Origin of the sequence: Photorhabdus akhurstii (genome assembly GCF_019090985.1) — a bacterium.
In the GTDB taxonomy this organism is placed as follows: Bacteria; Pseudomonadota; Gammaproteobacteria; order Enterobacterales; family Enterobacteriaceae; genus Photorhabdus; species Photorhabdus akhurstii.
Genome location: NZ_CP020335.1, coordinates 5502372 through 5525921, shown reverse-complemented (window position 1 = coordinate 5525921; position 23550 = coordinate 5502372). Strand labels below are relative to the sequence as shown.

The following is a 23550-nucleotide window of genomic DNA, read 5'->3' as shown; positions in this document are numbered from 1 at the left end:
GATTATCTGATAGTCTTTCCCTCACGTTGATATAATTATCTATTGGTATTTTCTATCATTCATATTAGTTGAGGTGGGAATGAATATCCGCGATCTGGAATATCTTGTGGCGCTTGCGGAGCATCGGCACTTTCGCCATGCTGCTGATTCTTGCCACGTCAGCCAGCCTACATTGAGCGGGCAAATTCGTAAGCTTGAGGATGATCTGGATGTAATGTTATTGGAACGCACCAGCCGTAAAGTTTTGTTCACTCAACAAGGGATGTTATTAGTAGAACAGGCCAGAACGGTTCTCCGTGAGGTTAGAATTTTGCAGGAAATGGCGTCACTTCAAGGGGAAAACATGTCTGGTCCTCTGCATATTGGCCTGATCCCTACTATTGGCCCATATCTGTTGCCTCATATTATTCCTGGGCTTCATGGTTTGTTTCCTAAGTTGGAAATGTATTTGTATGAAGCCCAGACTCAAAGTTTGCTAGCCCAGTTAGATAGCGGCAAATTGGACATTGCGATTCTGGCAATGGGTAAGGAGACAAGAGCCTTCATTGAAGTGCCATTGTTTGAAGAACCCATGAAACTCGCTATCTATGATGGCCATCCTTGGGCAGAGCGAGAAAAAATTGCTATGGATGAATTGACGGGTGAAAAATTGCTGATGCTAGAAGATGGTCATTGCTTGCGTGATCAGGCTATGGGGTTCTGTTTTCAGGCTGGCGCGAAGGAAGATACCCATTTTCGTGCAACCAGTTTGGAAACTCTGCGTAATATGGTTGCTGCCGGTAGTGGAATAACCTTATTGCCTGATCTGGCAGTGCCACAAGAGAAAAAACGTGATGGTGTCTGTTATCTGGAGTGTAGCAACCCAGAGCCTAAGCGATCTGTTATTTTGATTTATCGTCCTGGTTCACCTCTGCGTGGTCGCTATGAGCAACTGGCAGAGGCTATTAGAGCTAGAATGGGCACTTATTACAGGCAATCAAAATAGCCGGTTCAGGCCATTTAGCGCTGCGACACGATAAGCTTCAGCCATAGTCGGATAGTTGAAAGTAGTATTGACGAAATATTCGATAGTATTACTTTCACCTTTCTGTTCCATAATCGCTTGGCCGATATGAATGATTTCAGCCGCACGTTCTCCGAAACAATGAATACCAAGAATCTCTTTTGTTTCTCTATGGAATAGTATTTTCAGGCTTCCTACGTTCATCCCCGCAATTTGTGCGCGTGCAAGATGTTTAAATTGTGCTCGTCCAACTTCATAAGGCACCTTCATTGCTGTTAATTGTTGTTCGGTTTTACCTACAGAGCTGATTTCAGGAATGGTATAGATACCCGTTGGAATATCTTCAATCAGATGAACTTCGGCGTTTCCTTTCGCCATTGCTTGAGCGGCAATTCGTCCTTGATCATAAGCAGCAGAGGCCAGGCTTGGATAACCGATAACATCTCCTACAGCGTAGATATTTTCATTGCTGGTTTGATAGATCTTATTAACTTTCAGTAAACCGCGGCTATCTGCTTCCAGACCAACGTTTTTCAGCCCTAGAGTATCAGTATTGCCTGTTCGGCCATTAGCATAAAGCAGACAGTCAGCTTTGACTTTTTTACCGGATTTGAGGTGAACGATAACACCGTCATCGACACCTTCAATTTTAGAATATTCTTCATTGTGGCGGATAACTATACCACTATTCCAGAAATGGTAAGAAAGTGCGTCTGACATCTCTTGATCAAGGAAAGCCAGTAAGTGGTTACGAGTGTTGATTAAATCAACTTTTACGCCTAATCCACGGAAGATTGAAGCATATTCGCAACCAATCACTCCGGCGCCATAAATAATGACATGCCGTGGTTCATGATCCAGTTTCAGAATGGAATCGCTGTTATAAATACGGGAATGGGTGAAATCAACATCTGGTGGACAATATGGGCGAGAACCGGTTGCGATAATAATCTTATCTGCGCTTAAAATATCGTAGTTATCGTCGGCATAGCGCACACTCACCCGGTGATCATCAATGAATGTTGCTTCCCCGGAAAACATACGACACCCATTACGTTCGTAAAATCCTTGACGCATTCTAGTTTGCTGATTAATCACCATTTCAGCACGGCGTAAGATTTCAGCAAATGAAGAGCGAAGAATGCGGGAGTTATCACTGTACAGAGGGTTTTGGTTAAATTCGATAATACGGCTGACGGCGTGACGGAGGGCTTTGGACGGGATGGTACCCCAATGAGTACAACCACCACCAACATTATTATAGCGTTCGATAACCGCAACGCTTTTACCCTGCTTCACCAATCCCATTGCTGCTCCTTCTCCACCGGGACCAGAACCAATGACAATGGCGTCAAAATGAATATGTTGCATATGAGGAAAGACCTGTTTTTACACAAAATTACAACGCTATATTAACATTGGTTGACTTAATAGCCCAATCGTCATAAGGATTTTATATCTCATTTAGGGTGAATTGAACATAGTTTTGCCCGTTACGTTAATCTGGCGCAAGATTATAAAGCTTTTGGAAAATAAATAATTATCTAACGATCGAAGTGAATTAACTAAAGAGGGAATGCTCTCCTTAATGATTTTTTGACTACGTATAGTCGCCTTTATCATCCTAATATCTAATAAGAAAATGCGCTGAGAAAATGACATTGATCATTATAAATGACATGATGAGCACATCATTACGGCAAACGCGTTAAAATTTGGTATATTTCCTAACATGTAGTTCAGATAAAGAGTCAGGATTCGTGTGAGTAACGTTATCGGCATCAGAGCGAAACAGAAAGAAAAAACTCGTCGTTCACTGATTGAAGCTGCTTTCAGCCAGTTGAGTGCCGAAAGGAGTTTTACCAGCCTTAGCTTGCGTGAAGTCGCCCGTGAAGCAGGTATTGCACCAACTTCATTTTATCGTCATTTTCGTGATGTGGATGAGCTTGGGCTGACGATGGTAGATGAAAGTGGTTTGATGTTACGTCAGTTAATGAGGCAAGCCCGGCAACGTATTGCTAAAGGTGGCAGTGTCATCCGTACATCTGTTTCAACTTTTATGGAATTTATCGGTAATAATCCAAATGCATTCCGATTATTATTACGTGAACGTTCAGGGACCTCTGCTGAATTTCGTGCCGCTGTCGCACGGGAAATCCAACATTTTATTGCTGAACTGGCAGACTATTTAGAACAGGAAAGCTGTATGCCGAGGTATTTTACTGAGGTGCAGGCAGAGGCAATGGTAACAATAGTATTCAGTGCCGGTGCAGAAGCATTGGATATTGATTTGGAGAAAAGACAGCGTTTAGAAGAACGTTTAGTCTTGCAGCTACGGATGATTGCTAAAGGTGCATATTATTGGTATCGCAAAGAAATGAATCCACCGAACCCTAAACTTAAATAACTATGAAGGAGGAGAACGAAATGATGGAACAATATCGCCAGGACAAAAGTACATTGTTACTCGCTTTTATTGTCGGACTAGCAACGAATGGAACGTTTTCAGCAGTTTTTAGCTCAGTTGTTTCTTTTTCAGTTTTCCCATTGATAACACTGATTTTATCAATTTATTGTATCCATCAGCGCTATTTGAATTACTCAATGCCAGATGGGATGCCTAAGTTAGTTGTTGCTTGTTTCCTCTTAGGATTATTTAGTTATAGTGCGATTATTAGAGTTGAATACCCTGAAATTGGCTCTAATTTTCTACCCGCGGTAATAGGTACCGTACTGGTATTCTGGATTTACAGAAAGGTAAAAATTCGCAAAAACCAGGCAATTATAGAAAATAGTCATTAATTGATGCAAAACGCCGGAGAGATAACTATCTGCCGGCGTTTCTGTTTTATATGTTCGTTAAGTATCAGTTTGATTTTTCCAGCAGTACTCCACATTCCATATGGTGTGTATAAGGAAACTGATCAAACAGAGCCAGATGGCTGATTTGATGCGTTTGGGTTAATGTTTCTAGATTATGGCAAAGGGTTTCCGGGTTACAGGAAATATAAAGGATCCGTGGATATGTCTGGACCATCTCAAGCGTTTTTTCATCAAGGCCGCTACGTGGCGGATCGACAAAAATAGTTTCACATTGATAGCTTTTTAAATTGATTCCTTGCAGGCGATTAAATTCGCGTTCACCATTCATTGCCTGGGTGAATTCCTCCGCTGACATGCGGATAATTTGTACATTATCAATCCCGTTGGCTGCAATATTGTATTGAGCGGCAGCTACGGATGGCTTGGCAATTTCTGTTGCCAATACTCGTTCAAAATTTTGAGCTAATGCCAGAGAGAAATTGCCATTACCACAATAAAGTTCAAGTAAATCACCTTTTGAACCCTTGGTAATATTAATTGCCCATTCAAGCATATGAATATTGACGCTAGCATTTGGTTGGGTGAAGCTGTTTTCCACCTGGCGATAAATCATTTTTCGGCCAGCTACAGATAAAACCTCATCAATATAATCATGATCCAATGTGATTTTGGTTTTAGCAGCTCTGCCAATTAATTCAATGTCAAACCCTTTATTTCTTAACGCCTCACGCAGTTTTAATGCTTGTTGTGTCCATTCATCACCCAATTTTTTGTGATAAAGCAAAGAAACAAGGATTTTATTACTGCACGTGGATAGATAATCAATTTGAAATAGCTTATGACGTAAGATCTGTTCAGATCTAATGGAGTCAATTAATTCTACCATCATTTTATTAATTAACTTACTAGCGACAGGGAATTGAACAAGACGAATACGTTGTTTCGTCTGTTGATCGAACATAATATGGTACAAATCATCCTGTTCATGCCAGATTCGAAATTCTGCTCGCATTCTGTAATGAGATTGCGGTGAGCGGAAAACCTCTGGCTCCGGGGGCTGGAAAGGCTCCATCATGTTTTTTAAGCGGCTGACCTTCTCCGTCAGTTGCTGCTCGTAGCTTTCCGTTGGCAGGAGATTTTGCATTATGTTTGTTCTCTTATATCTGTAGTAAGAAAAATTTTCGTGCGAAATTGTAGGGAAAGAGCAAAGGATGTCCAGTTTTCTTATTACTCATGCATAATCCTGTCTATGCTTACTATTATGAGTCAGTTTCACGCTTCATTGTAGTGTATCCTTCTGATAATAAATTGTGGGATATTTTCTCATGATAAATAAAAATCGGTTTTTATTATCCATTGTTTCAAGCGTGGTGATTTCTAGTTGGAATCAAGCTTCCGCTATGGTGGAGTCGCAGGATTCATTGGTTGTGACGGCGAGTCGTTTTAAACAGCCAGTGTCAAGCATACTGGCTCCTTATACTGTTGTAACACGAGATGAAATTGATCATTGGCAGTCAAATAGTGTAGCCGATATTTTACGTCGTCTACCCGGTGTTGATATTGCGCGGCATGGCGGTATTGGACAGCTAAGCTCTTTGTTTATACGTGGCACTCATGCTAGTCATGTATTAGTGCTGGTGGATGGGATACGTTTGAATCAAGCAGGTATCAGTGGCTCCTCTGATTTAAGCCAGATACCTGTATCATTGGTTCAGAAAATCGAATATATCCGCGGACCACGTTCCGCTGTTTATGGTTCTGATGCTATTGGTGGTGTTATTAATATCATCACTACCAGAGAGAAACTAGGCGCTAACCTTAACGTAGGTATCGGTTCACATGGTTATCAGACTTATGATGGCGCGACTCAGCAAAAGTTAGCTGAAAATACAGTCCTGACAGCAGCAGCTAACTATACCTATACTAAAGGATACGATGTTGTTGCTTATGGTAATACTGGTGGCTTTAGACAGCCTGATCGTGACGGTTTTATGAGCAAAATGCTTTGGTTGGGAGTCGATCAAAAATTTAATGAGCAAATCAGTGGGTTTATTCGAGCTTATGGCTATAACAATAAAACATCTTATGATGCGGATATTAATTGGAGTTATCCATATGCTAGACCGGATACCCGTGAACTTTATAGCCGCCACTATGATACGGGGATCAGATTTAACCGTGGGATCTACTCGTCCCAATTAATTGCAAGTTATAGTCATATAAAAGACTATAACTTTGACCCTAAATATGGGCGCTATGATAAGTCTGCTAGCCTTAATGATTCTGATCAATATAACCTGCAATGGGGAAATACGTTTCAGCTATATCAGGGTATGGTTAGTACAGGTGTGGATTTCCAAAAACAATCGATAGAAGCTGGGACCAGTTATATTCCGAAGAGTGAAACTGTACGTAATACAGGAATGTATCTGACAGCACAGCAACAACTAAAAGATTTTATTTTAGAAGGTGCAATTCGTTCAGATAAACATTCAGAAGCTGGTTGGAATACCACATGGCAAGCCAGTTTAGGTTGGGAATTTATTAAAAATTATCGTTTGATCACTTCTTATGGTACGGCATTTAAGGCTCCGACGCTTAGTCAGATGTATGGTTTTGGTGGTAATCATGATTTGAAACCGGAAGAAAGTAAACAATGGGAAGGTGGTATTGAAGGCGTCACAGGCCAGCTAAATTGGCGTCTGACTGTATATCGCAATGAGATTGAGCAATTGATCGATTATGCAAATAGCCGTTACTACAATATTGGTAAAGCAAAAATTAAAGGTGTTGAGTGGACTGGCTCAATGGACACAGGCATATTTCAGCATCAATTGACGGTACAATATATCGACCCTCGTAATAGTGAAACTAATGAAATTTTAGTTCGTCGTGCTAAGCAGCAAGTCAAATATCAACTTGACTGGCAGCTATATGATTTTGATTGGGGGTTAACTTATCAATATTTAGGGCGGCGTTATGACAACGATTTCAGTACATTCCCGGCTAAACGTGTGAAATTAGGTGGCGTCAGCTTTTGGGACTTAACGGTTTCATATCCAGTCACTTCTTATCTGACAATCCGTGCTAGAATAGCTAACCTGCTTGATAAAGATTACGAGACAGTTTATGGCTATCGCATTCCAGGACGCGAATACTATCTCACTGGGAGCTATAACTTCTGATTTAAATAAAGTCGCACGTCCGACAGTTTTAGTGTTTGATTCTGGGGTAGGCGGCTTATCTATTTACCAAGAGATCCGGCAATTATTGCCAGATCTCCACTATATATATGTTTTTGATAACGAAGCATTCCCTTATGGTGAAAAATCGGAAGAATTTATTGTTGAACGAGTTGTTCAAATTGTTGCGGCTGTTCAGCAAAAACATCCTCTGGCAATAGTGGTTATTGCATGTAACACGGCAAGTACAGTCAGTTTGCCTGCTCTACGTGAGCGGTTCAGTTTTCCGGTCGTTGGTGTGGTTCCAGCGATAAAACCCGCAGCAAAGTTAACTCGTAATGGTGTCGTTGGATTATTGGCGACTAGAGCAACAGTTAATCGCTCCTATACAAAGGAACTTATCGAAAAGTTTGCTACAGGTTGCAGGATTGAATCTATAGGCTCTGCTGAATTAGTAGAATTAGCTGAAGCTAAATTGCATGGTGGTAAGGTCTCTTCCGACATTTTAAAAAAGATACTGAAACCGTGGCTCGGAATGAAAGAACCACCTGACACAGTAGTATTGGGTTGTACTCATTTTCCACTATTAGCAGAAGAATTAGTTCAGATACTCCCTGATGGCACACACTTAATTGATTCTGGTGCCGCTATTGCCCGAAGAACGGCTTGGTTAGTTAAACATCAGAATAATCTTGTTTGTACTTCAGCAGATAGTCTTGCTTATTGTATGAAAGTGAATACTGATACTGATGCATTAATCCCCGTTTTGCAGGGATATGGATTTTCAAAACTGGAAAAATTGATAATTTAAGTTAAATTTGATGGAATAATCATCGGTCGTTAACTTTTTTCAAAATAATTATTGCCAGCGCCAGAGAACTCCCTATAATGCGCCACCACTGACCGACACAACGCTGATAAACATTGTGAAGTCAGGCAGAAGGAAAGCGAATAAGCGCTTGACTCTGCGGGCGAAAGGCGTAGTATACGCAGCCCGGCTGAGCGAGAATATTAAATTTTAATTCAGCCTGCTCTTTAACAATTAATCAGACAATCTGTGTGGGCACTCACAAGACCGTATCACAAAAAAATACGTTTTAAAGTCTTGAAGAGTGAACAACAGTTAATTCATTACGAACTAATTAGTCAGAATTCTTTGAGCATCAAGCTTTGAATTGAAGAGTTTGATCATGGCTCAGATTGAACGCTGGCGGCAGGCCTAACACATGCAAGTCGGGCGGTAACAGGAAAGCGCTCGCGCTTTTGCTGACGAGCGGCGGACGGGTGAGTAATGTCTGGGGATCTGCCCGGGGGCGGGGGATAACCACTGGAAACGGTGGCTAATACCGCATAATGTCGCAAGACCAAAGTGGGGGACCTGAAAGGGCCTCACGCCGTCGGATGAACCCAGATGGGATTAGCTGGTAGGTAGGGTAATGGCCTACCTAGGCGACGATCCCTAGCTGGTCTGAGAGGATGACCAGCCACACTGGGACTGAGACACGGCCCAGACTCCTACGGGAGGCAGCAGTGGGGAATATTGCACAATGGGCGCAAGCCTGATGCAGCCATGCCGCGTGTATGAAGAAGGCCTTCGGGTTGTAAAGTACTTTCAGCGGGGAGGAAGGGTTGAGCCTGAACAGGGCTGGGCCTTGACGTTACCCGCAGAAGAAGCACCGGCTAACTCCGTGCCAGCAGCCGCGGTAATACGGAGGGTGCGAGCGTTAATCGGAATGACTGGGCGTAAAGCGCACGCAGGCGGTCAATTAAGTTAGATGTGAAATCCCCGGGCTCAACCTGGGAACGGCATCTAAGACTGGTTGACTGGAGTCTCGTAGAGGGGGGTAGAATTCCATGTGTAGCGGTGAAATGCGTAGAGATGTGGAGGAATACCGGTGGCGAAGGCGGCCCCCTGGACGAAGACTGACGCTCAGGTGCGAAAGCGTGGGGAGCAAACAGGATTAGATACCCTGGTAGTCCACGCTGTAAACGATGTCGATTTGGAGGTTGCGGCCCTGAGCTGTGGCTTCCGAAGCTAACGCGTTAAATCGACCGCCTGGGGAGTACGGCCGCAAGGTTAAAACTCAAATGAATTGACGGGGGCCCGCACAAGCGGTGGAGCATGTGGTTTAATTCGATGCAACGCGAAGAACCTTACCTACTCTTGACATCCTCAGAATTTGCTGGAGACAGCGAAGTGCCTTCGGGAACTGAGAGACAGGTGCTGCATGGCTGTCGTCAGCTCGTGTTGTGAAATGTTGGGTTAAGTCCCGCAACGAGCGCAACCCTTATCCTTTGTTGCCAGCACGTCGAGGTGGGAACTCAAAGGAGACTGCCGGTGATAAACCGGAGGAAGGTGGGGATGACGTCAAGTCATCATGGCCCTTACGAGTAGGGCTACACACGTGCTACAATGGCGGATACAAAGTGAAGCGACCTCGCGAGAGCAAGCGGAACACACAAAGTCTGTCGTAGTCCGGATTGGAGTCTGCAACTCGACTCCATGAAGTCGGAATCGCTAGTAATCGTAGATCAGCATGCTACGGTGAATACGTTCCCGGGCCTTGTACACACCGCCCGTCACACCATGGGAGTGGGTGGCAAAAGAAGTCGGTAGCTTAACCTTTTTGGAGGGCGCTGACCACTTTGTGGCTCATGACTGGGGTGAAGTCGTAACAAGGTAACCGTAGGGGAACCTGCGGTTGGATCACCTCCTTACCTGAGATGCGTTGAGTGCAGTGCTCACACAGATTGTCTGATGAAAGTCGAGAGCAAGGGAGTCTGCGAAGCCGACCATAGGGTCCCCTTCGTCTAGAGGCCTAGGACACCGCCCTTTCACGGCGGTAACAGGGGTTCGAATCCCCTAGGGGACGCCACTTGCGGGATAACGGGTGAAAGGCGTTGTCGATGTGTCTTTAAGCGGATTTTAGAAATCTGTTTAGCGATATAAGCTCTTTAACAATCTGGAACAAGCTGAAAAATTGAAACACTCAGTAATATCGACAAGGTATTATTGGGGAGTCTCTCAAGCTGAGCAATCCGAGACCTTTTCGGGTTGTGAGGTTAAGCGAATAAGCGTACACGGTGGATGCCTAGGCAGTCAGAGGCGATGAAGGACGCGCTAATCTGCGAAAAGCGTCGGTAAGCTGATATGAAGCGCCATAACCGGCGATGTCCGAATGGGGAAACCCAGTGCGATGCGTCGCACTATCATTAACTGAATCCATAGGTTAATGAGGCGAACCGGGGGAACTGAAACATCTCAGTACCCCGAGGAAAAGAAATCAACCGAGATTCCCCCAGTAGCGGCGAGCGAACGGGGAGCAGCCCAGAACCAGCATCAGTCATAGCATCAGAGGAACGGTCTGGAAAGGCCGGCGAGAGAGGGTGACAGCCCCGTACTCGAAGGTGGCATGGCTGTGAGTTCGACGAGTAAGGCGGGACACGAGAAATCCTGTCTGAAGAGGGGGGGACCATCCTCCAAGGCTAAATACTCCTGACTGACCGATAGTGAACCAGTACCGTGAGGGAAAGGCGAAAAGAACCCCGGCGAGGGGAGTGAAAGAGAACCTGAAACCGTGTACGTACAAGCAGTGGGAGCCTTGATTCGTCAGGGTGACTGCGTACCTTTTGTATAATGGGTCAGCGACTTATATTCTGTAGCAAGGTTAACCGTATAGGGGAGCCGCAGGGAAACCGAGTCTTAACTGGGCGAATGAGTTGCAGGGTATAGACCCGAAACCCGGTGAGCTAGCCATGGGCAGGTTGAAGGTTGGGTAACACTAACTGGAGGACCGAACCGACTAATGTTGAAAAATTAGCGGATGACCTGTGGCTGGGGGTGAAAGGCCAATCAAACCGGGAGATAGCTGGTTCTCCCCGAAAGCTATTTAGGTAGCGCCTCGTGAAGTCATCTTCGGGGGTAGAGCACTGTTTCGGCTAGGGGGCCATCCCGGCTTACCAACCCGATGCAAACTGCGAATACCGAAGAATGTTATCACGGGAGACACACGGCGGGTGCTAACGTCCGTCGTGAAGAGGGAAACAACCCAGACCGCCAGCTAAGGTCCCAAAGTCATGGTTAAGTGGGAAACGATGTGGGAAGGCCCAGACAGCCAGGATGTTGGCTTAGAAGCAGCCATCATTGAAAGAAAGCGTAATAGCTCACTGGTCGAGTCGGCCTGCGCGGAAGATGTAACGGGGCTAAACCATGCGCCGAAGCTGCGGCAATGACATTCAGGTGTCATTGGGTAGGGGAGCGTTCTGTAAGCCGTTGAAGGTGGCGCTGTGAGGCCCGCTGGAGGTATCAGAAGTGCGAATGCTGACATAAGTAACGATAAAGCGGGTGAAAAACCCGCTCGCCGGAAGACCAAGGGTTCCTGTCCAACGTTAATCGGGGCAGGGTGAGTCGACCCCTAAGGCGAGGCCGAACGGCGTAGCTGATGGGAAACAGGTTAATATTCCTGTACTGAATGTGACTGCGAAGGGGGGACGGAGAAGGCTAGGCCATCCGGGCGACGGTCGTCCCGGTTTAAGCGTGTAGGTGGGAGGAGCAGGCAAATCCGCTCTTCTGTAACACTGAGGCGTGATGACGAGCTGCTACGGCAGTGAAGTGGTTGATGCCCGGCTTCCAGGAAAAGCCTCTAAGCATCAGGTGACATTGAATCGTACCCCAAACCGACACAGGTGGTCAGGTAGAGAATACTCAGGCGCTTGAGAGAACTCGGGTGAAGGAACTAGGCAAAATGGTGCCGTAACTTCGGGAGAAGGCACGCTGGCGGCAGGTGAAGGAGTTTGCCTCCGGAGCCGAAGCCAGTCGCAGAGACCAGCTGGCTGCAACTGTTTATTAAAAACACAGCACTGTGCAAACACGTAAGTGGACGTATACGGTGTGACGCCTGCCCGGTGCTGGAAGGTTAATTGATGGGGTTAGCCGCAAGGCGAGGCTCTTGATCGAAGCCCCAGTAAACGGCGGCCGTAACTATAACGGTCCTAAGGTAGCGAAATTCCTTGTCGGGTAAGTTCCGACCTGCACGAATGGCGTAATGATGGCCAGGCTGTCTCCACCCGAGACTCAGTGAAATTGAACTCGCTGTGAAGATGCAGTGTCCCCGCGGCAAGACGGAAAGACCCCGTGAACCTTTACTATAGCTTGACACTGAACATGGAGCCTTGATGTGTAGGATAGGTGGGAGGCCTGGAAGTGCGGACGCCAGTCTGCATGGAGCCATCCTTGAAATACCACCCTTGAATGCTCGATGTTCTCACTTAAGCCCGTTATCCGGGCTGAGGACAGTGTCTGGCGGGTAGTTTGACTGGGGCGGTCTCCTCCCAAAGCGTAACGGAGGAGCACGAAGGTTGGCTAATCACGGTCGGACATCGTGAGGTTAGTGCAAAGGCAGAAGCCAGCTTAACTGCGAGAGTGACGGCTCGAGCAGGTACGAAAGTAGGTCTTAGTGATTCGGTGGTTCTGAATGGAAGGGCCATCGCTCAACGGATAAAAGGTACTCCGGGGATAACAGGCTGATACCGCCCAAGAGTTCATATCGACGGCGGTGTTTGGCACCTCGATGTCGGCTCATCACATCCTGGGGCTGAAGTAGGTCCCAAGGGTATGGCTGTTCGCCATTTAAAGTGGTACGCGAGCTGGGTTTAGAACGTCGTGAGACAGTTCGGTCCCTATCTGCCGTGGGCGCAGGAAGATTGAAAGGGGCTGCTCCTAGTACGAGAGGACCGGAGTGGACGCACCGCTGGTGTACGGGTTGTCATGCCAATGGCATCGCCCGGTAGCTAAGTGCGGGAGAGATAACCGCTGAAAGCATCTAAGCGGGAAACTTGCCTTGAGATGAGTCTTCCCTTGACTTAGAGTCACGGAAGGAACGTTTAAGACGAAGACGTGGATAGGCTGGGTGTGTAAGCGCAGCGATGCGTTGAGCTGACCAGTACTAATGAACCGAGCGGCTTAACCTTACAACGCCGAAGGGGTTTTGGTGTCGGAAGACAGCAAACAGAAGTCGGAAGACAGAAGAGAGACAGATTTCAGCTTGTTCAGAGATTGGTTCCAATGGTTGTGTTGACGGAGAGTCAGACAAGGGTTGGAATAAAACGGAATATGCCTGGCGGCGATAGCGCGGCGGTCCCACCTGACCCCATGCCGAACTCAGCAGTGAAACGCCGTAGCGCCGATGGTAGTGTGGGGTCTCCCCATGTGAGAGTAGGACACTGCCAGGCTTGACTTTTAGTGTTGTGTTGCGATGAAAGGCAGCATAAAGCATATTTGATTTTTTGTGCCAACAGTGAGTTTGGCAGACTATTGCTGATATGGCTCAGTTGGTAGAGCACACCCTTGGTAAGGGTGAGGTCCCCAGTTCGAATCTGGGTATCAGCACCATGATAATATATAAAGAATTTGTCTGGCGGCGATAGCGCGGTGGTCCCACCTGACCCCATGCCGAACTCAGCAGTGAAACGCCGTAGCGCCGATGGTAGTGTGGGGTCTCCCCATGTGAGAGTAGGGAACTGCCAGACTTTATTTTGAGACAAAAAGGCCATCCAAAGGGGTGGCCTTTTTGCATTTAATAAAGAACTAACTTAGTTTTCCACGTCTATAGCTGATAAACTATTTATTAAATAGCTTTATTGAGTATTGAGTAAATGCTTTCTCTTAAAGAGTTTAATACCTTTGGGTTATCAGTCTATGCTAAACGTTTAGATATAGCTGAATCTGCCGAATCTTTATTAGCTTTATGGCGGAAAGCCAAAAGCGAAAAACAACCTGTGTTACTGCTTGGTGGTGGCAGTAATGTCTTATTTACTGCAAATTTTGAAGGAACTGTGATTCTGAATAGGATTATGGGGATTCAACAGCAGGAAACAGATGAATCGTGGCATTTACATGTAGGAGCAGGAGAAAATTGGCACGAATTAGTCTGCCATTCTCTTAAAAATCAAATCTATGGATTAGAGAATCTGGCCTTAATTCCTGGTTGCGCTGGTGCGGCACCAATTCAAAATATTGGTGCATATGGTATTGAGTTTAGAGATGTGTGTGAATATGTAGATGTTCTTAATCTAGAAACAGGGGAGCAAACGCGCCTTAGTTCTGGTGAATGTCAGTTTGGATATCGAAATAGTGTTTTCAAACATAAATATAAAGCAAATTATTCTATTCTCTCCGTAGGATTATTGTTGAAAAAGAATTGGCAGCCGATATTGAACTACGGTGATCTAACTAGGCTGTCGAAAGACAATGTAACTCCTCAGCAGATTTTTGATTCAGTGTGTGCAATGCGCACCAGTAAATTACCTGATCCTGCAATGACAGGAAACGCGGGGAGTTTCTTCAAAAACCCAATTGTCAGTGCGGAAGTTGCGGCGAAAATAAAAGAAAATTACCCTGATAGCCCCCAATATCCTTACACACATGGAATGTTTAAATTAGCGGCGGGTTGGCTCATTGAACATTGTAATTTAAAAGGTTATCGCATTGGAGGTGCATCTGTGCATCTTAGACAAGCTTTGGTATTGATAAATCAGGAAAATGCTACAGGCGAGGATATAGTTTCATTGGCTGCCTACATTCGCCAGCAAGTGATAAGTAAGTTTGGTGTATTACTTGAACCGGAGGTTCGTTTTATTGGTACTAAAGGCGAAATTGATGCTGTGGAATGTATTTCATGAAAGATATAACCGTGCCATTACAGTTGATTAAGATTTTGTCTGACGGTGACGTTCATTCCGGCCAACAGTTGGGACAAGATTTAGGGATGAGTAGAGCTGGAATTAATAAACATATACAGACAATCCGTGAATGGGGAATTGAACTAGAAACAACACCAGGCAAGGGTTATAGCCTTATGGCACCTATGCAGTTACTTGATGAATCTACTATTTTTCAATACTTGCCTCAGGATCGTATAACTGTTTTGCCAGTTATTGACTCGACTAATCAGTACTTGCTTGAACGTTTATCTGATTTGAAATCAGGGGATGCTTGTGTTGCAGAGTACCAGTATGCTGGCAGAGGAAGGCGTGGAAGGAAATGGGTTTCGCCCTTTGGTAAAAATCTTTATTTATCTATGTACTGGCGCCTTGAACAAGGACCTGCTGCTGCAATCGGATTGAGTCTGGTTGTTGGCATTGTTATTGCTGAAGTATTACATCGATTTGGCGCGGATAGAATTAGGGTAAAATGGCCAAATGATTTATATCTTGATGATAAGAAATTGGCGGGAATCTTAGTTGAACTAATAGGAAAGACTGGTGATGCTGCTCAGGTTGTAATAGGTGCGGGTATAAATATTTCGATGGATCATAAGGACGAAGAGTCTATTAATCAGCAATGGATTAATTTGTTGCAAGCAGGAATTGAAATTGATCGTAATAAATTGGCTGTAGAAATAATACTTGATCTAAGGAAAGCTCTAATTCAGTTTGAAAATGAAGGTTTGTCTTCATTTGTTTCTAGGTGGTTTGAGTTAGATAATTTTATGGATAGATCGGTAAAATTAATTATTGGTAGGCAGGAAGTGTATGGTATAGCTAGGGGTATTAATCAGCAAGGCGCTTTGTTACTTGATCAGAATGGTGTTATAACCCCATATATCGGCGGGGAAATTTCTTTAAGAGGCTGTTAGAAATGACCGGAAGAGAAATGTCTTCCGGGTTCGGAAACTATTTTTACTTACGTAGCCTTACGCTTTCAATAGTGTGGTTAGTACCTTTTGTCATGATTAGGCTTGCGCGTTCTCGAGTTGGTAAAATATTTTGTCGCAAATTTAGTCCATTTATCTCTTGCCAGATATCAGATGCAGTATTTATGGCTTCTTCTTCTGATAGCTTGGAATAGCTGTGGAAATAAGAGTCTGGATCGGAAAAAGCACCTTGGCGGAATTTTAAAAAACGACTGATATACCAACTCTTGAGTAATTTTTCTGGTGCATCGACGTAGATAGAAAAGTCGACAAAATCAGAGACAAATACATGGTGTGGATCATGAGGATAATCCATACCGCTTTGTAATACATTCAAACCCTCTAGAATCAAAATGTCTGGTTGTTTAATAAGTTTTTGCTCGTTTGGTACGATATCATAGGTAAGATGAGAGTAAACTGGTGCGGATACTTGTTTAGACCCCGATTTAATATCAGCTACAAATTTCACTAAGCTATGCATATCATATGATTGAGGAAATCCTTTCTTTTTCATCAGCCCACGTTCATTCAGTACACTGTTAGAATGTAGAAAACCATCTGTAGTAATTAATTCTACACTTCGGTGTTCAGGCCAACGACTCAGAAGGGCTTGCAATAGACGTGCAGTGGTACTTTTACCAACGGCAACACTGCCAGCAATTCCTATGACATAAGGGACTTTTTGTCCATCGGTACCTAGAAATTGTTCGAGCACTGCTTGACGACGTAAATTGGAACTAATATAAAAATTGAGCAAGCGAGATAAAGGAAGATAAATCTCAACAACTTCTTCTAAAGAAATTTCTTCATTGATTCCTTTTAGATCAATTAATTCTTCTTTTGTTAATGTCAGTGGAACTGAATCACGTAAGGTTGCCCATTGTTCACGATTGAATTGCAAATATGGAGTAGCCAAAAAAGGTTCTTTTTTATTCATAAACCAAAATCTGCCTGTTTGTGCAGGTTGGACAAGTTGCAATAAACAACCTGTACCCGACAAAAAATAAATCGCATGATATCGACTGATGAGCGGCAGGCGTAGGTTTTTTTATATTTTTAGCAGTTTTTTTTGTAAGAAATGCAGAATCGTAAAAAATTGAGTTGCTTTACTTAATGTTAGCTTTAGCTGTTTGTTTATCATGATGGACATTTGAATGACACAAAATGAAGTGACTAATCATGTTTTATTGGGTACAGAAATCAGTTCCTTAATAATTACAGGTAGTTTTGGTTTATTATTTGAGCTAAATATTTTGAAAAAAACAGCTTATTGAATAAAAATGAGCGTTTTGTGACCGAATGGTCAAGGAGAGCGATTTTTTGTTGCATAGTGCGTTCACACTGCCTAGAATGCGCAGCACTTGATGCCGGCATAGCTCAGTTGGTAGAGCAACTGACTTGTAATCAGTAGGTCCCGAGTTCGATTCTTGGTGCCGGCACCATTAAAAATTTGGAATAAGGTGGGGTTCCCGAGCGGCCAAAGGGAGCAGACTGTAAATCTGCCGTCACAGACTTCGAAGGTTCGAATCCTTCCCCACCACCAAAAATCAGATTTAGTCTTGATATTATTTTGGTTTTCGTTAGAAGCAAAGTATATTGAGATCAACGTACAGCTGATTAAAGTCAGGTAGCCGAGTTCAATGCGGGCATCGTATAATGGCTATTACCTCAGCCTTCCAAGCTGATGATGCGGGTTCGATTCCCGCTGCCCGCTCCAAGATGTGCTGATATAGCTCAGTTGGTAGAGCACACCCTTGGTAAGGGTGAGGTCGGCAGTTCGAATCTGCCTATCAGCACCACTTCCTTAATGTCCTTGTCTCCCGATTTTATTCCTGTAAACGATATTCAACGAGCAACTGCTTGGTTGATGTGGTGGAACCACCGATTCCGTGTCTTAGAGGGACAATCTAATGTCTAAAGAAAAGTTTGAACGTACAAAACCGCACGTTAACGTTGGTACTATCGGCCACGTTGACCACGGTAAAACTACCCTGACTGCTGCTATCACTACTGTACTGGCTAAAACCTTCGGTGGTAACGCTCGTGCATTCGACCAAATCGATAACGCGCCAGAAGAAAAAGCGCGTGGTATCACCATCTCTACTTCTCACGTAGAATACGACACCCCAAGCCGTCACTATGCGCACGTTGACTGCCCAGGCCACGCCGACTATGTGAAAAACATGATCACCGGCGCGGCTCAGATGGACGGCGCAATCCTGGTGGTTGCTGCGACTGACGGCCCAATGCCGCAGACTCGTGAGCACATCCTGTTAGGTCGTCAGGTAGGCGTTCCTTATATCATCGTATTCCTGAACAAATGTGACATGGTAGATGACGAAGAGCTGCTGGAACTGGTTGAGATGGAAGTGCGTGAGCTGCTGTCTCAGTACGATTTCCCAGGCGACGATACCCCGGTTATCCGTGGTTCCGCGCTGAAAGCGCTGGAAGGCGATGCAGAGTGGGAAGCGAAGATCATTGAACTGGCCGATGCCCTAGACAGCTACATCCCAGAACCAGAGCGTGCAATCGACCAGCCATTCCTGCTGCCAATCGAAGACGTATTCTCGATTTCAGGCCGTGGTACCGTGGTAACCGGTCGTGTAGAGCGCGGTATTGTTAAAGTGAGTGAAGAAGTTGAAATCGTTGGTATCAAAGACACAACGAAAACCACGTGTACTGGTGTAGAAATGTTCCGCAAACTGCTGGACGAAGGCCGTGCGGGTGAGAACGTGGGCGTTCTGCTGCGTGGTACCAAACGTGACGAAATCGAACGTGGTCAGGTACTGGCAAAACCGGGTTCAATCAAGCCACACACCACTTTCGAATCAGAAGTTTATATTCTGAGCAAAGACGAAGGCGGCCGTCATACGCCATTCTTCAAAGGCTACCGTCCACAGTTCTACTTCCGTACAACTGATGTAACCGGGACAATCGAGCTGCCAGAAGGCGTGGAAATGGTGATGCCAGGCGATAACATTCAGATGAAAGTGACTCTGATTGCGCCAATCGCAATGGACCAGGGTCTGCGCTTCGCTATCCGTGAAGGCGGCCGTACTGTAGGTGCTGGTGTTGTTGCTAAAATTATTGCTTAATAGCTAAGAATTAAGTACCTAACTTTAGGACAGGTTTGTATTCTGACTTGTTTTAGGACAGACACTTGGTTGTGCTACGCTAGGTGTCTGTTAGTTAGTGTTTTAATGGATATCACCTTTCCTTAAATTCCCTGTATGAACCATCCCATTCGGTTATCTCTTAGTGTCTTAAGTTTTTGATTTCGGCTGCTTGTTCCTACCGGTGTTATCGTTATCTGGCTGTTCTGCTAGGGTATTCTTAGAGTATATATTCATCATTCATCTGTAGAATACGTTAGCGGTAACCAACCCCCCACCTCGTGATTTTCCCGAATAAGCATTTGTCTTCAAACTTAGATGAGTCATCTTTTCTTTTATATACAGGTAGTAATATTTGACTCATGTTTGTTCTGCATCTGTTGGTATGCCCTAACGAAAGGAGGGGATACCAACGAAGAGAGTTGCTGATGTAGGAGATAGTTTTAGGATGGAATAAGTTTAAGAAAGCTCCCGATAGGGATAAAAATATTAATAATCAAAATATTACATAAATGAGAGAACTACTTCCATTTAACGAAGCTAAAGGATATTCGGAAGAACCTGAATCAGTAAATTAAAATGCGAATGATTATTGAAATGAGACTCATTATTATTTAATATGCGCTATAATGTGTACCAGAGAGTGTTATTTATGTATGTCTGCCTATGTAATGCGGTGAGTGACAAAACAATACGTAACGCGGTGCGTCAACATCATATTCACTCTATTAGAGAACTAAAACGTATTGTGCCTGTAGGCCGTGATTGTGGCAAATGCATACGCCAAGCCCGAGAGCTAATTAATGAGGAAATTGCACAGCTGCCTAAGATAGATAACGTTGCTTGATAAAAAAGAGATAAGTTTACTACTACTCTGCGGAATAGGTACTACACTTTAAGTACTGGAAGCGGAGGAGTAAACTATGAAAGGTGATAAAAAAATGATTGCTCATTTGAATAAACTTCTTGGAAATGAGCTTGTTGCAATTAATCAATATTTTCTACATGCCCGGATGTTCAAAAACTGGGGCCTTACCCGCCTGAATGATAAGGAATATCATGAATCTATCGATGAAATGAAGCATGCTGATAGGTACATCGAACGTATCCTTTTTCTTGAAGGAATTCCTAATTTGCAGGATCTAGGAAAACTTAACATCGGAGAAGATATCGAAGAAATGCTCAAATCTGACTTACAGCTCGAATTGCAGGGAGCTAGAGATTTGAAAGAAGCAATTACTTATGCTGATTCGATTCATGACTATGTTAGCCGTGATTTGATGATCGATGTCCTAGATGAAGAAGAAGAACACATTGATTGGTTGGAAACTCAATTTGAATTAATTGAACGTATGGGGATTCAAAATTATACTCAAGCACAGATCCTTGAAGGAGAATAGGTACGAAAAAATGCCCTATCTGTTAGGTTAGGGCATCTTGTTTACGCTCCTTTGATTCTATTCTGGATAAATCTTCATCTGTATCTTGCTTTGTTAATTGATTTGCGTATAATATGCGGTCTTACTTACGTGTAAGTCTGGTTTGATAACCAGTGAATGTGCAGTATTGCTTTGCTGCCATTTAAAATACTCCCGATAGGGGGGTTATATATTGAACGATTACACTCTCCCGTCAATCGAAATGGGTACGAGGAGTAATTATTTACGTTTATAAAATAGTTGGAGCTCTGGTCTCATGCAGAACCAAAGAATCCGTATTCGCCTGAAAGCATTTGATCATCGTTTGATCGATCAATCAACTGCGGAAATTGTCGAGACCGCTAAGCGTACTGGTGCGCAGGTGCGTGGTCCGATCCCGCTGCCGACTCGTAAAGAGCGTTTTACCGTTCTGATTTCTCCGCATGTTAATAAAGATGCGCGTGATCAGTACGAAATTCGCACTCATAAGCGTCTGGTTGACATCGTTGAGCCAACCGAGAAAACCGTTGATGCTCTGATGCGTCTGGATCTGGCTGCCGGTGTAGACGTGCAGATCAGCCTGGGTTAATCAGGTCATTGAACGATTGAGAGGTTGAAACAATGATTGGTTTAGTCGGTAAAAAAGTGGGTATGACTCGTATCTTCACTGAAGATGGCGTTTCTATCCCTGTAACTGTTATCGAAATTGAAGATAACCGTGTGACTCAGGTTAAAGATCTGGATAGTGATGGTTATCGTGCAATTCAGGTTACTACTGGTAGCAAAAAAGCTAACCGTATAAACAAACCTGAAGCAGGTCATTTCGCTAAAGCTGGCGTTGAAGCTGGCCGTATCCTGCGTGAATTCCGTCTGTCTGAAGGCGAAGAATATGCTGTAGGTCAAAGTATTAGCGTTGAGATTTTCGCTGACGTTAAGAAAGTCGACGTTACTGGTACATCTAAAGGTAAAGGTTTTGCTGGTACTGTTAAGCGCTGGAACTTCCGTACCCAAGATGCTAGCCACGGTAACTCTTTGTCTCATCGTGTCCCGGGTTCTATCGGTCAGAACCAAACCCCGGGCAAGGTATTTAAAGGCAAGAAAATGGCAGGCCAACTGGGTAATGAACGTGTAACTGTTCAAAGCCTAGATGTAGTACGTGTTGACGCTGAGCGCAACCTGCTGCTGGTCAAAGGTGCTGTTCCAGGTGCAACTGGCGGCAACCTGATCGTAAAACCGGCTGTCAAGGCGTAACGTCGAGGAGATAGGAATGGAATTGGTAATGAAAGACGCGCAAGGCGCGCTGACTGTTTCCGAAACTACCTTCGGGCGTGATTTCAATGAAGCGCTTGTGCATCAAGTAGTTGTTGCTTACGCAGCTGGTGCACGTCAAGGTACTCGTGCTCAGAAAACCCGTGCTGAAGTTTCTGGTTCAGGTAAGAAACCATGGCGTCAGAAAGGCACTGGCCGTGCACGTTCTGGTTCTATTAAGAGTCCAATTTGGCGCTCTGGTGGTGTAACTTTTGCAGCTAAACCACAGGACCACAGTCAAAAAGTTAATAAGAAAATGTACCGTGGTGCTTTAAAGAGCATCCTGTCTGAACTGGTACGTCAAGATCGTTTGATCGTTGTCGAGAAGTTTTCTGTAGAAGCTCCTAAAACCAAGCTTCTGGTTCAGAAACTGAAAGATATGGCTCTGGAAGATGTGCTGATTATCACTCATGAAGTTGATGAGAATTTATTCTTAGCAGCTCGCAACCTGTACAAGGTTGATGTTCGTGATGTAGCTGGTATTGATCCAGTTAGCTTAATCGCCTTCGATAAAGTGGTTATGACTGCTGATGCTGTGAAGCAAGTTGAGGAGATGCTGGCATGATCCGTGAAGAACGTCTGCTGAAAGTACTGCGTGCGCCGCACGTATCTGAAAAAGCTTCTACAGCGATGGAAAAGAGCAACACCATCGTTCTCAAAGTTGCGAAAGACGCGACTAAAGCAGAAATCAAAGCTGCTGTGCAGAGACTGTTTGAAGTCGAAGTTGAAGGTGTTAACACTTTGCTGGTTAAAGGCAAAACTAAACGTCACGGTCAGCGTATTGGTCGTCGTAGCGACTGGAAAAAAGCTTATGTCACACTGAAGGAAGGCCAGAATATGGACTTCATCGGTGGTGCAGAGTAAGTCGGAGGAGTAAAGAACAATGGCAATTGTTAAATGTAAACCTACGTCTCCGGGCCGTCGCCACGTTGTTAAAGTGGTTAACCCTGAGCTGCATAAGGGTAAACCTTATGCTCCATTGCTGGAAAAAAGCAGCAAAACCGGTGGTCGTAACAACAATGGCCGTATTACCACTCGTCACATTGGTGGTGGCCACAAGCAGCACTATCGTTTGATTGACTTTAAACGTAATAAAGATGGTATCCCTGCTGTAGTTGAGCGTTTGGAATATGATCCAAACCGTTCAGCGAATATCGCCCTGGTTCTGTATAAAGATGGTGAACGTCGTTATATCCTTGCGCCTAAAGGTCTGAAAGCTGGTGATCAGATCCAATCTGGTGCTGACGCAGCTATCAAAACTGGTAACGCATTGCCAATGCGCAATATCCCTGTTGGTTCTACCGTACATAACGTAGAAATGAAGCCGGGTAAAGGTGGTCAGTTGGCTCGTTCCGCTGGTGCATACGTTCAGATCGTTGCCCGTGATGGTTCTTATGTAACTTTGCGTCTGCGTTCTGGTGAAATGCGTAAAGTTCTGTCTGATTGCCGCGCCACTTTAGGTGAAGTTGGTAATGCAGAACATATGCTACGTGTTCTGGGTAAAGCTGGTGCAAGTCGCTGGCGCGGCATTCGTCCTACCGTTCGTGGTACGGCGATGAACCCGGTAGATCACCCACATGGTGGTGGTGAAGGTCGTAACTTTGGTAAACATCCTGTAACTCCTTGGGGTGTTCAAACTAAAGGTAAGAAGACCCGTAGTAATAAACGTACTGATCAGTTCATCGTACGTCGCCGTACTAAAAAATAATTAGAGGATAAACCATGCCACGTTCTCTCAAGAAAGGTCCATTTATCGACCTGCACTTGCTGAAGAAGGTAGAGAAAGCGGTGGAAAGCGGAGACAAAAAGCCTATTAAGACTTGGTCCCGTCGTTCAACGATCTTTCCTAACATGATCGGTTTGACCATCGCTGTCCATAATGGTCGTCAGCATGTACCAGTTTTTGTTTCCGACGAAATGGTTGGTCATAAACTAGGTGAATTCGCGCCGACCCGTACTTATCGCGGCCATGCGGCCGATAAAAAGGCTAAAAAGCGCTAAGGTAGGAGG

19 protein-coding genes, 6 tRNA genes and 4 rRNA genes are annotated in these 23550 nt (G+C 44.6%); 26 read left to right on the top strand and 3 right to left on the bottom strand.

Annotation, left to right across the window (positions count from 1 at the left end):
• Positions 1-79: 79 nt before the first annotated feature.
• On the top strand, positions 80-985 hold the full coding sequence (oxyR, locus tag B0X70_RS23885) for a DNA-binding transcriptional regulator OxyR (protein ID WP_217470521.1): 906 nt from the start codon (positions 80-82) through the stop codon (positions 983-985).
• On the opposite strand, the gene sthA is transcribed toward oxyR, so the two are convergent.
• Positions 977-2374, bottom strand: a complete 1398-nt coding sequence (sthA, locus tag B0X70_RS23880; protein ID WP_036782578.1) for a Si-specific NAD(P)(+) transhydrogenase — start codon at positions 2372-2374, stop codon at positions 977-979. The genes oxyR and sthA overlap by 9 nt on opposite strands.
• Positions 2375-2765: 391 nt before the next feature.
• Here sthA and fabR point away from each other — a divergent pair, with 391 nt between their 5' ends.
• Together fabR and B0X70_RS23870 are read left to right on the top strand one after the other, a co-directional pair.
• Positions 2766-3410, top strand: a complete 645-nt coding sequence (gene fabR, locus B0X70_RS23875) for an HTH-type transcriptional repressor FabR (RefSeq protein ID WP_036782581.1) — start codon at positions 2766-2768, stop codon at positions 3408-3410.
• Positions 3411-3433: 23 nt separating this feature from the next.
• A complete protein-coding gene (locus B0X70_RS23870; RefSeq protein ID WP_036782597.1) occupies positions 3434-3805 on the top strand; it encodes a YijD family membrane protein in 372 nt (123 codons plus the stop codon).
• Between the two features lie 64 nt (positions 3806-3869).
• On the opposite strand, the gene trmA is transcribed toward B0X70_RS23870, so the two are convergent.
• Complete coding sequence (trmA, locus tag B0X70_RS23865; RefSeq protein WP_040148786.1) at positions 3870-4970, bottom strand: tRNA (uridine(54)-C5)-methyltransferase TrmA; 1101 nt, start codon at positions 4968-4970, stop codon at positions 3870-3872.
• 181 nt (positions 4971-5151) lie between these two features.
• Here trmA and btuB point away from each other — a divergent pair, with 181 nt between their 5' ends.
• From btuB to birA, 10 genes are all read left to right on the top strand, one after another.
• Positions 5152-7011 (top strand): TonB-dependent vitamin B12 receptor BtuB, encoded by a 1860-nt coding sequence (btuB, locus tag B0X70_RS23860; protein WP_217470520.1) that lies wholly within the window; start codon positions 5152-5154, stop codon positions 7009-7011.
• Positions 6956-7819, top strand: a complete 864-nt coding sequence (gene murI / locus B0X70_RS23855) for a glutamate racemase (protein ID WP_217470519.1) — start codon at positions 6956-6958, stop codon at positions 7817-7819. Before btuB ends, murI begins: the two co-directional genes overlap by 56 nt.
• Before the next feature lie 361 nt (positions 7820-8180).
• Positions 8181-9726: ribosomal RNA gene (locus B0X70_RS23850) — 16S ribosomal RNA — on the top strand.
• 82 nt (positions 9727-9808) lie between these two features.
• Positions 9809-9884, top strand: a tRNA-Glu gene (locus B0X70_RS23845).
• A 185-nt stretch (positions 9885-10069) separates the two neighbouring features.
• Positions 10070-12978, top strand: a 23S ribosomal RNA gene (locus B0X70_RS23840).
• A gap of 145 nt (positions 12979-13123) precedes the next feature.
• Positions 13124-13239: ribosomal RNA gene (rrf, locus tag B0X70_RS23835) — 5S ribosomal RNA — on the top strand.
• Positions 13240-13323: 84 nt separating this feature from the next.
• Positions 13324-13399 (top strand) — tRNA-Thr (locus tag B0X70_RS23830).
• Positions 13400-13420: 21 nt separating this feature from the next.
• A 5S ribosomal RNA gene (gene rrf, locus B0X70_RS23825) occupies positions 13421-13536 on the top strand.
• Together the 16S, 23S and 5S rRNA genes with 2 tRNA genes alongside form the textbook arrangement of a ribosomal RNA operon.
• Before the next feature lie 126 nt (positions 13537-13662).
• Positions 13663-14688, top strand: coding sequence for a UDP-N-acetylmuramate dehydrogenase (murB, locus tag B0X70_RS23820; RefSeq protein WP_036814879.1), 1026 nt, complete (start codon positions 13663-13665; stop codon positions 14686-14688).
• Positions 14685-15644: a bifunctional biotin--[acetyl-CoA-carboxylase] ligase/biotin operon repressor BirA gene (birA, locus tag B0X70_RS23815; RefSeq protein WP_036814878.1), complete on the top strand. Its 960-nt coding sequence runs from the start codon at positions 14685-14687 to the stop codon at positions 15642-15644. Before murB ends, birA begins: the two co-directional genes overlap by 4 nt.
• Before the next feature lie 43 nt (positions 15645-15687).
• On the opposite strand, the gene coaA is transcribed toward birA, so the two are convergent.
• Entirely contained in the window at positions 15688-16638 is a 951-nt protein-coding gene (gene coaA / locus B0X70_RS23810) for a type I pantothenate kinase (protein ID WP_036781906.1), read from the bottom strand.
• A gap of 429 nt (positions 16639-17067) precedes the next feature.
• On the opposite strand from coaA, the gene B0X70_RS23805 reads away from it, so the two are divergent.
• The 13 genes from B0X70_RS23805 to rpsS all read left to right on the top strand — a co-directional run bounded on the left by B0X70_RS23805 (position 17068) and on the right by rpsS (position 23541).
• A tRNA-Thr gene (locus tag B0X70_RS23805) sits at positions 17068-17143 on the top strand.
• 17 nt (positions 17144-17160) lie between these two features.
• Positions 17161-17244: transfer RNA gene (locus B0X70_RS23800), tRNA-Tyr, on the top strand.
• A 99-nt stretch (positions 17245-17343) separates the two neighbouring features.
• Positions 17344-17418, top strand: a tRNA-Gly gene (locus B0X70_RS23795).
• A 6-nt stretch (positions 17419-17424) separates the two neighbouring features.
• A tRNA-Thr gene (locus B0X70_RS23790) sits at positions 17425-17500 on the top strand.
• Positions 17501-17611: 111 nt separating this feature from the next.
• Positions 17612-18796, top strand: coding sequence for an elongation factor Tu (gene tuf, locus B0X70_RS23785; RefSeq protein WP_217470518.1), 1185 nt, complete (start codon positions 17612-17614; stop codon positions 18794-18796).
• A 670-nt stretch (positions 18797-19466) separates the two neighbouring features.
• Positions 19467-19661, top strand: a complete 195-nt coding sequence (bfd, locus tag B0X70_RS23780) for a bacterioferritin-associated ferredoxin (protein ID WP_046393852.1) — start codon at positions 19467-19469, stop codon at positions 19659-19661.
• 76 nt (positions 19662-19737) lie between these two features.
• Positions 19738-20214: a bacterioferritin gene (bfr, locus tag B0X70_RS23775; protein WP_036781902.1), complete on the top strand. Its 477-nt coding sequence runs from the start codon at positions 19738-19740 to the stop codon at positions 20212-20214.
• 295 nt (positions 20215-20509) lie between these two features.
• Positions 20510-20821, top strand: coding sequence for a 30S ribosomal protein S10 (gene rpsJ / locus B0X70_RS23770; RefSeq protein ID WP_001181005.1), 312 nt, complete (start codon positions 20510-20512; stop codon positions 20819-20821).
• Positions 20822-20853: 32 nt separating this feature from the next.
• Positions 20854-21483 carry a 50S ribosomal protein L3 gene (gene rplC / locus B0X70_RS23765; protein WP_036814876.1) on the top strand — a complete coding sequence of 210 codons (630 nt, stop codon included), beginning with the start codon at positions 20854-20856 and terminating at the stop codon, positions 21481-21483.
• Positions 21484-21499: 16 nt separating this feature from the next.
• Positions 21500-22105, top strand: a complete 606-nt coding sequence (gene rplD, locus B0X70_RS23760) for a 50S ribosomal protein L4 (protein ID WP_036814875.1) — start codon at positions 21500-21502, stop codon at positions 22103-22105.
• Positions 22102-22404: a 50S ribosomal protein L23 gene (gene rplW / locus B0X70_RS23755; RefSeq protein ID WP_036781897.1), complete on the top strand. Its 303-nt coding sequence runs from the start codon at positions 22102-22104 to the stop codon at positions 22402-22404. The genes rplD and rplW overlap by 4 nt, the downstream gene beginning before the upstream one ends.
• 19 nt (positions 22405-22423) lie before the next feature.
• Positions 22424-23248 (top strand): 50S ribosomal protein L2, encoded by an 825-nt coding sequence (rplB, locus tag B0X70_RS23750; protein WP_036781895.1) that lies wholly within the window; start codon positions 22424-22426, stop codon positions 23246-23248.
• A 14-nt stretch (positions 23249-23262) separates the two neighbouring features.
• A complete protein-coding gene (gene rpsS, locus B0X70_RS23745) occupies positions 23263-23541 on the top strand; it encodes a 30S ribosomal protein S19 (protein ID WP_011148791.1) in 279 nt (92 codons plus the stop codon).
• Positions 23542-23550 lie beyond the last annotated feature (9 nt).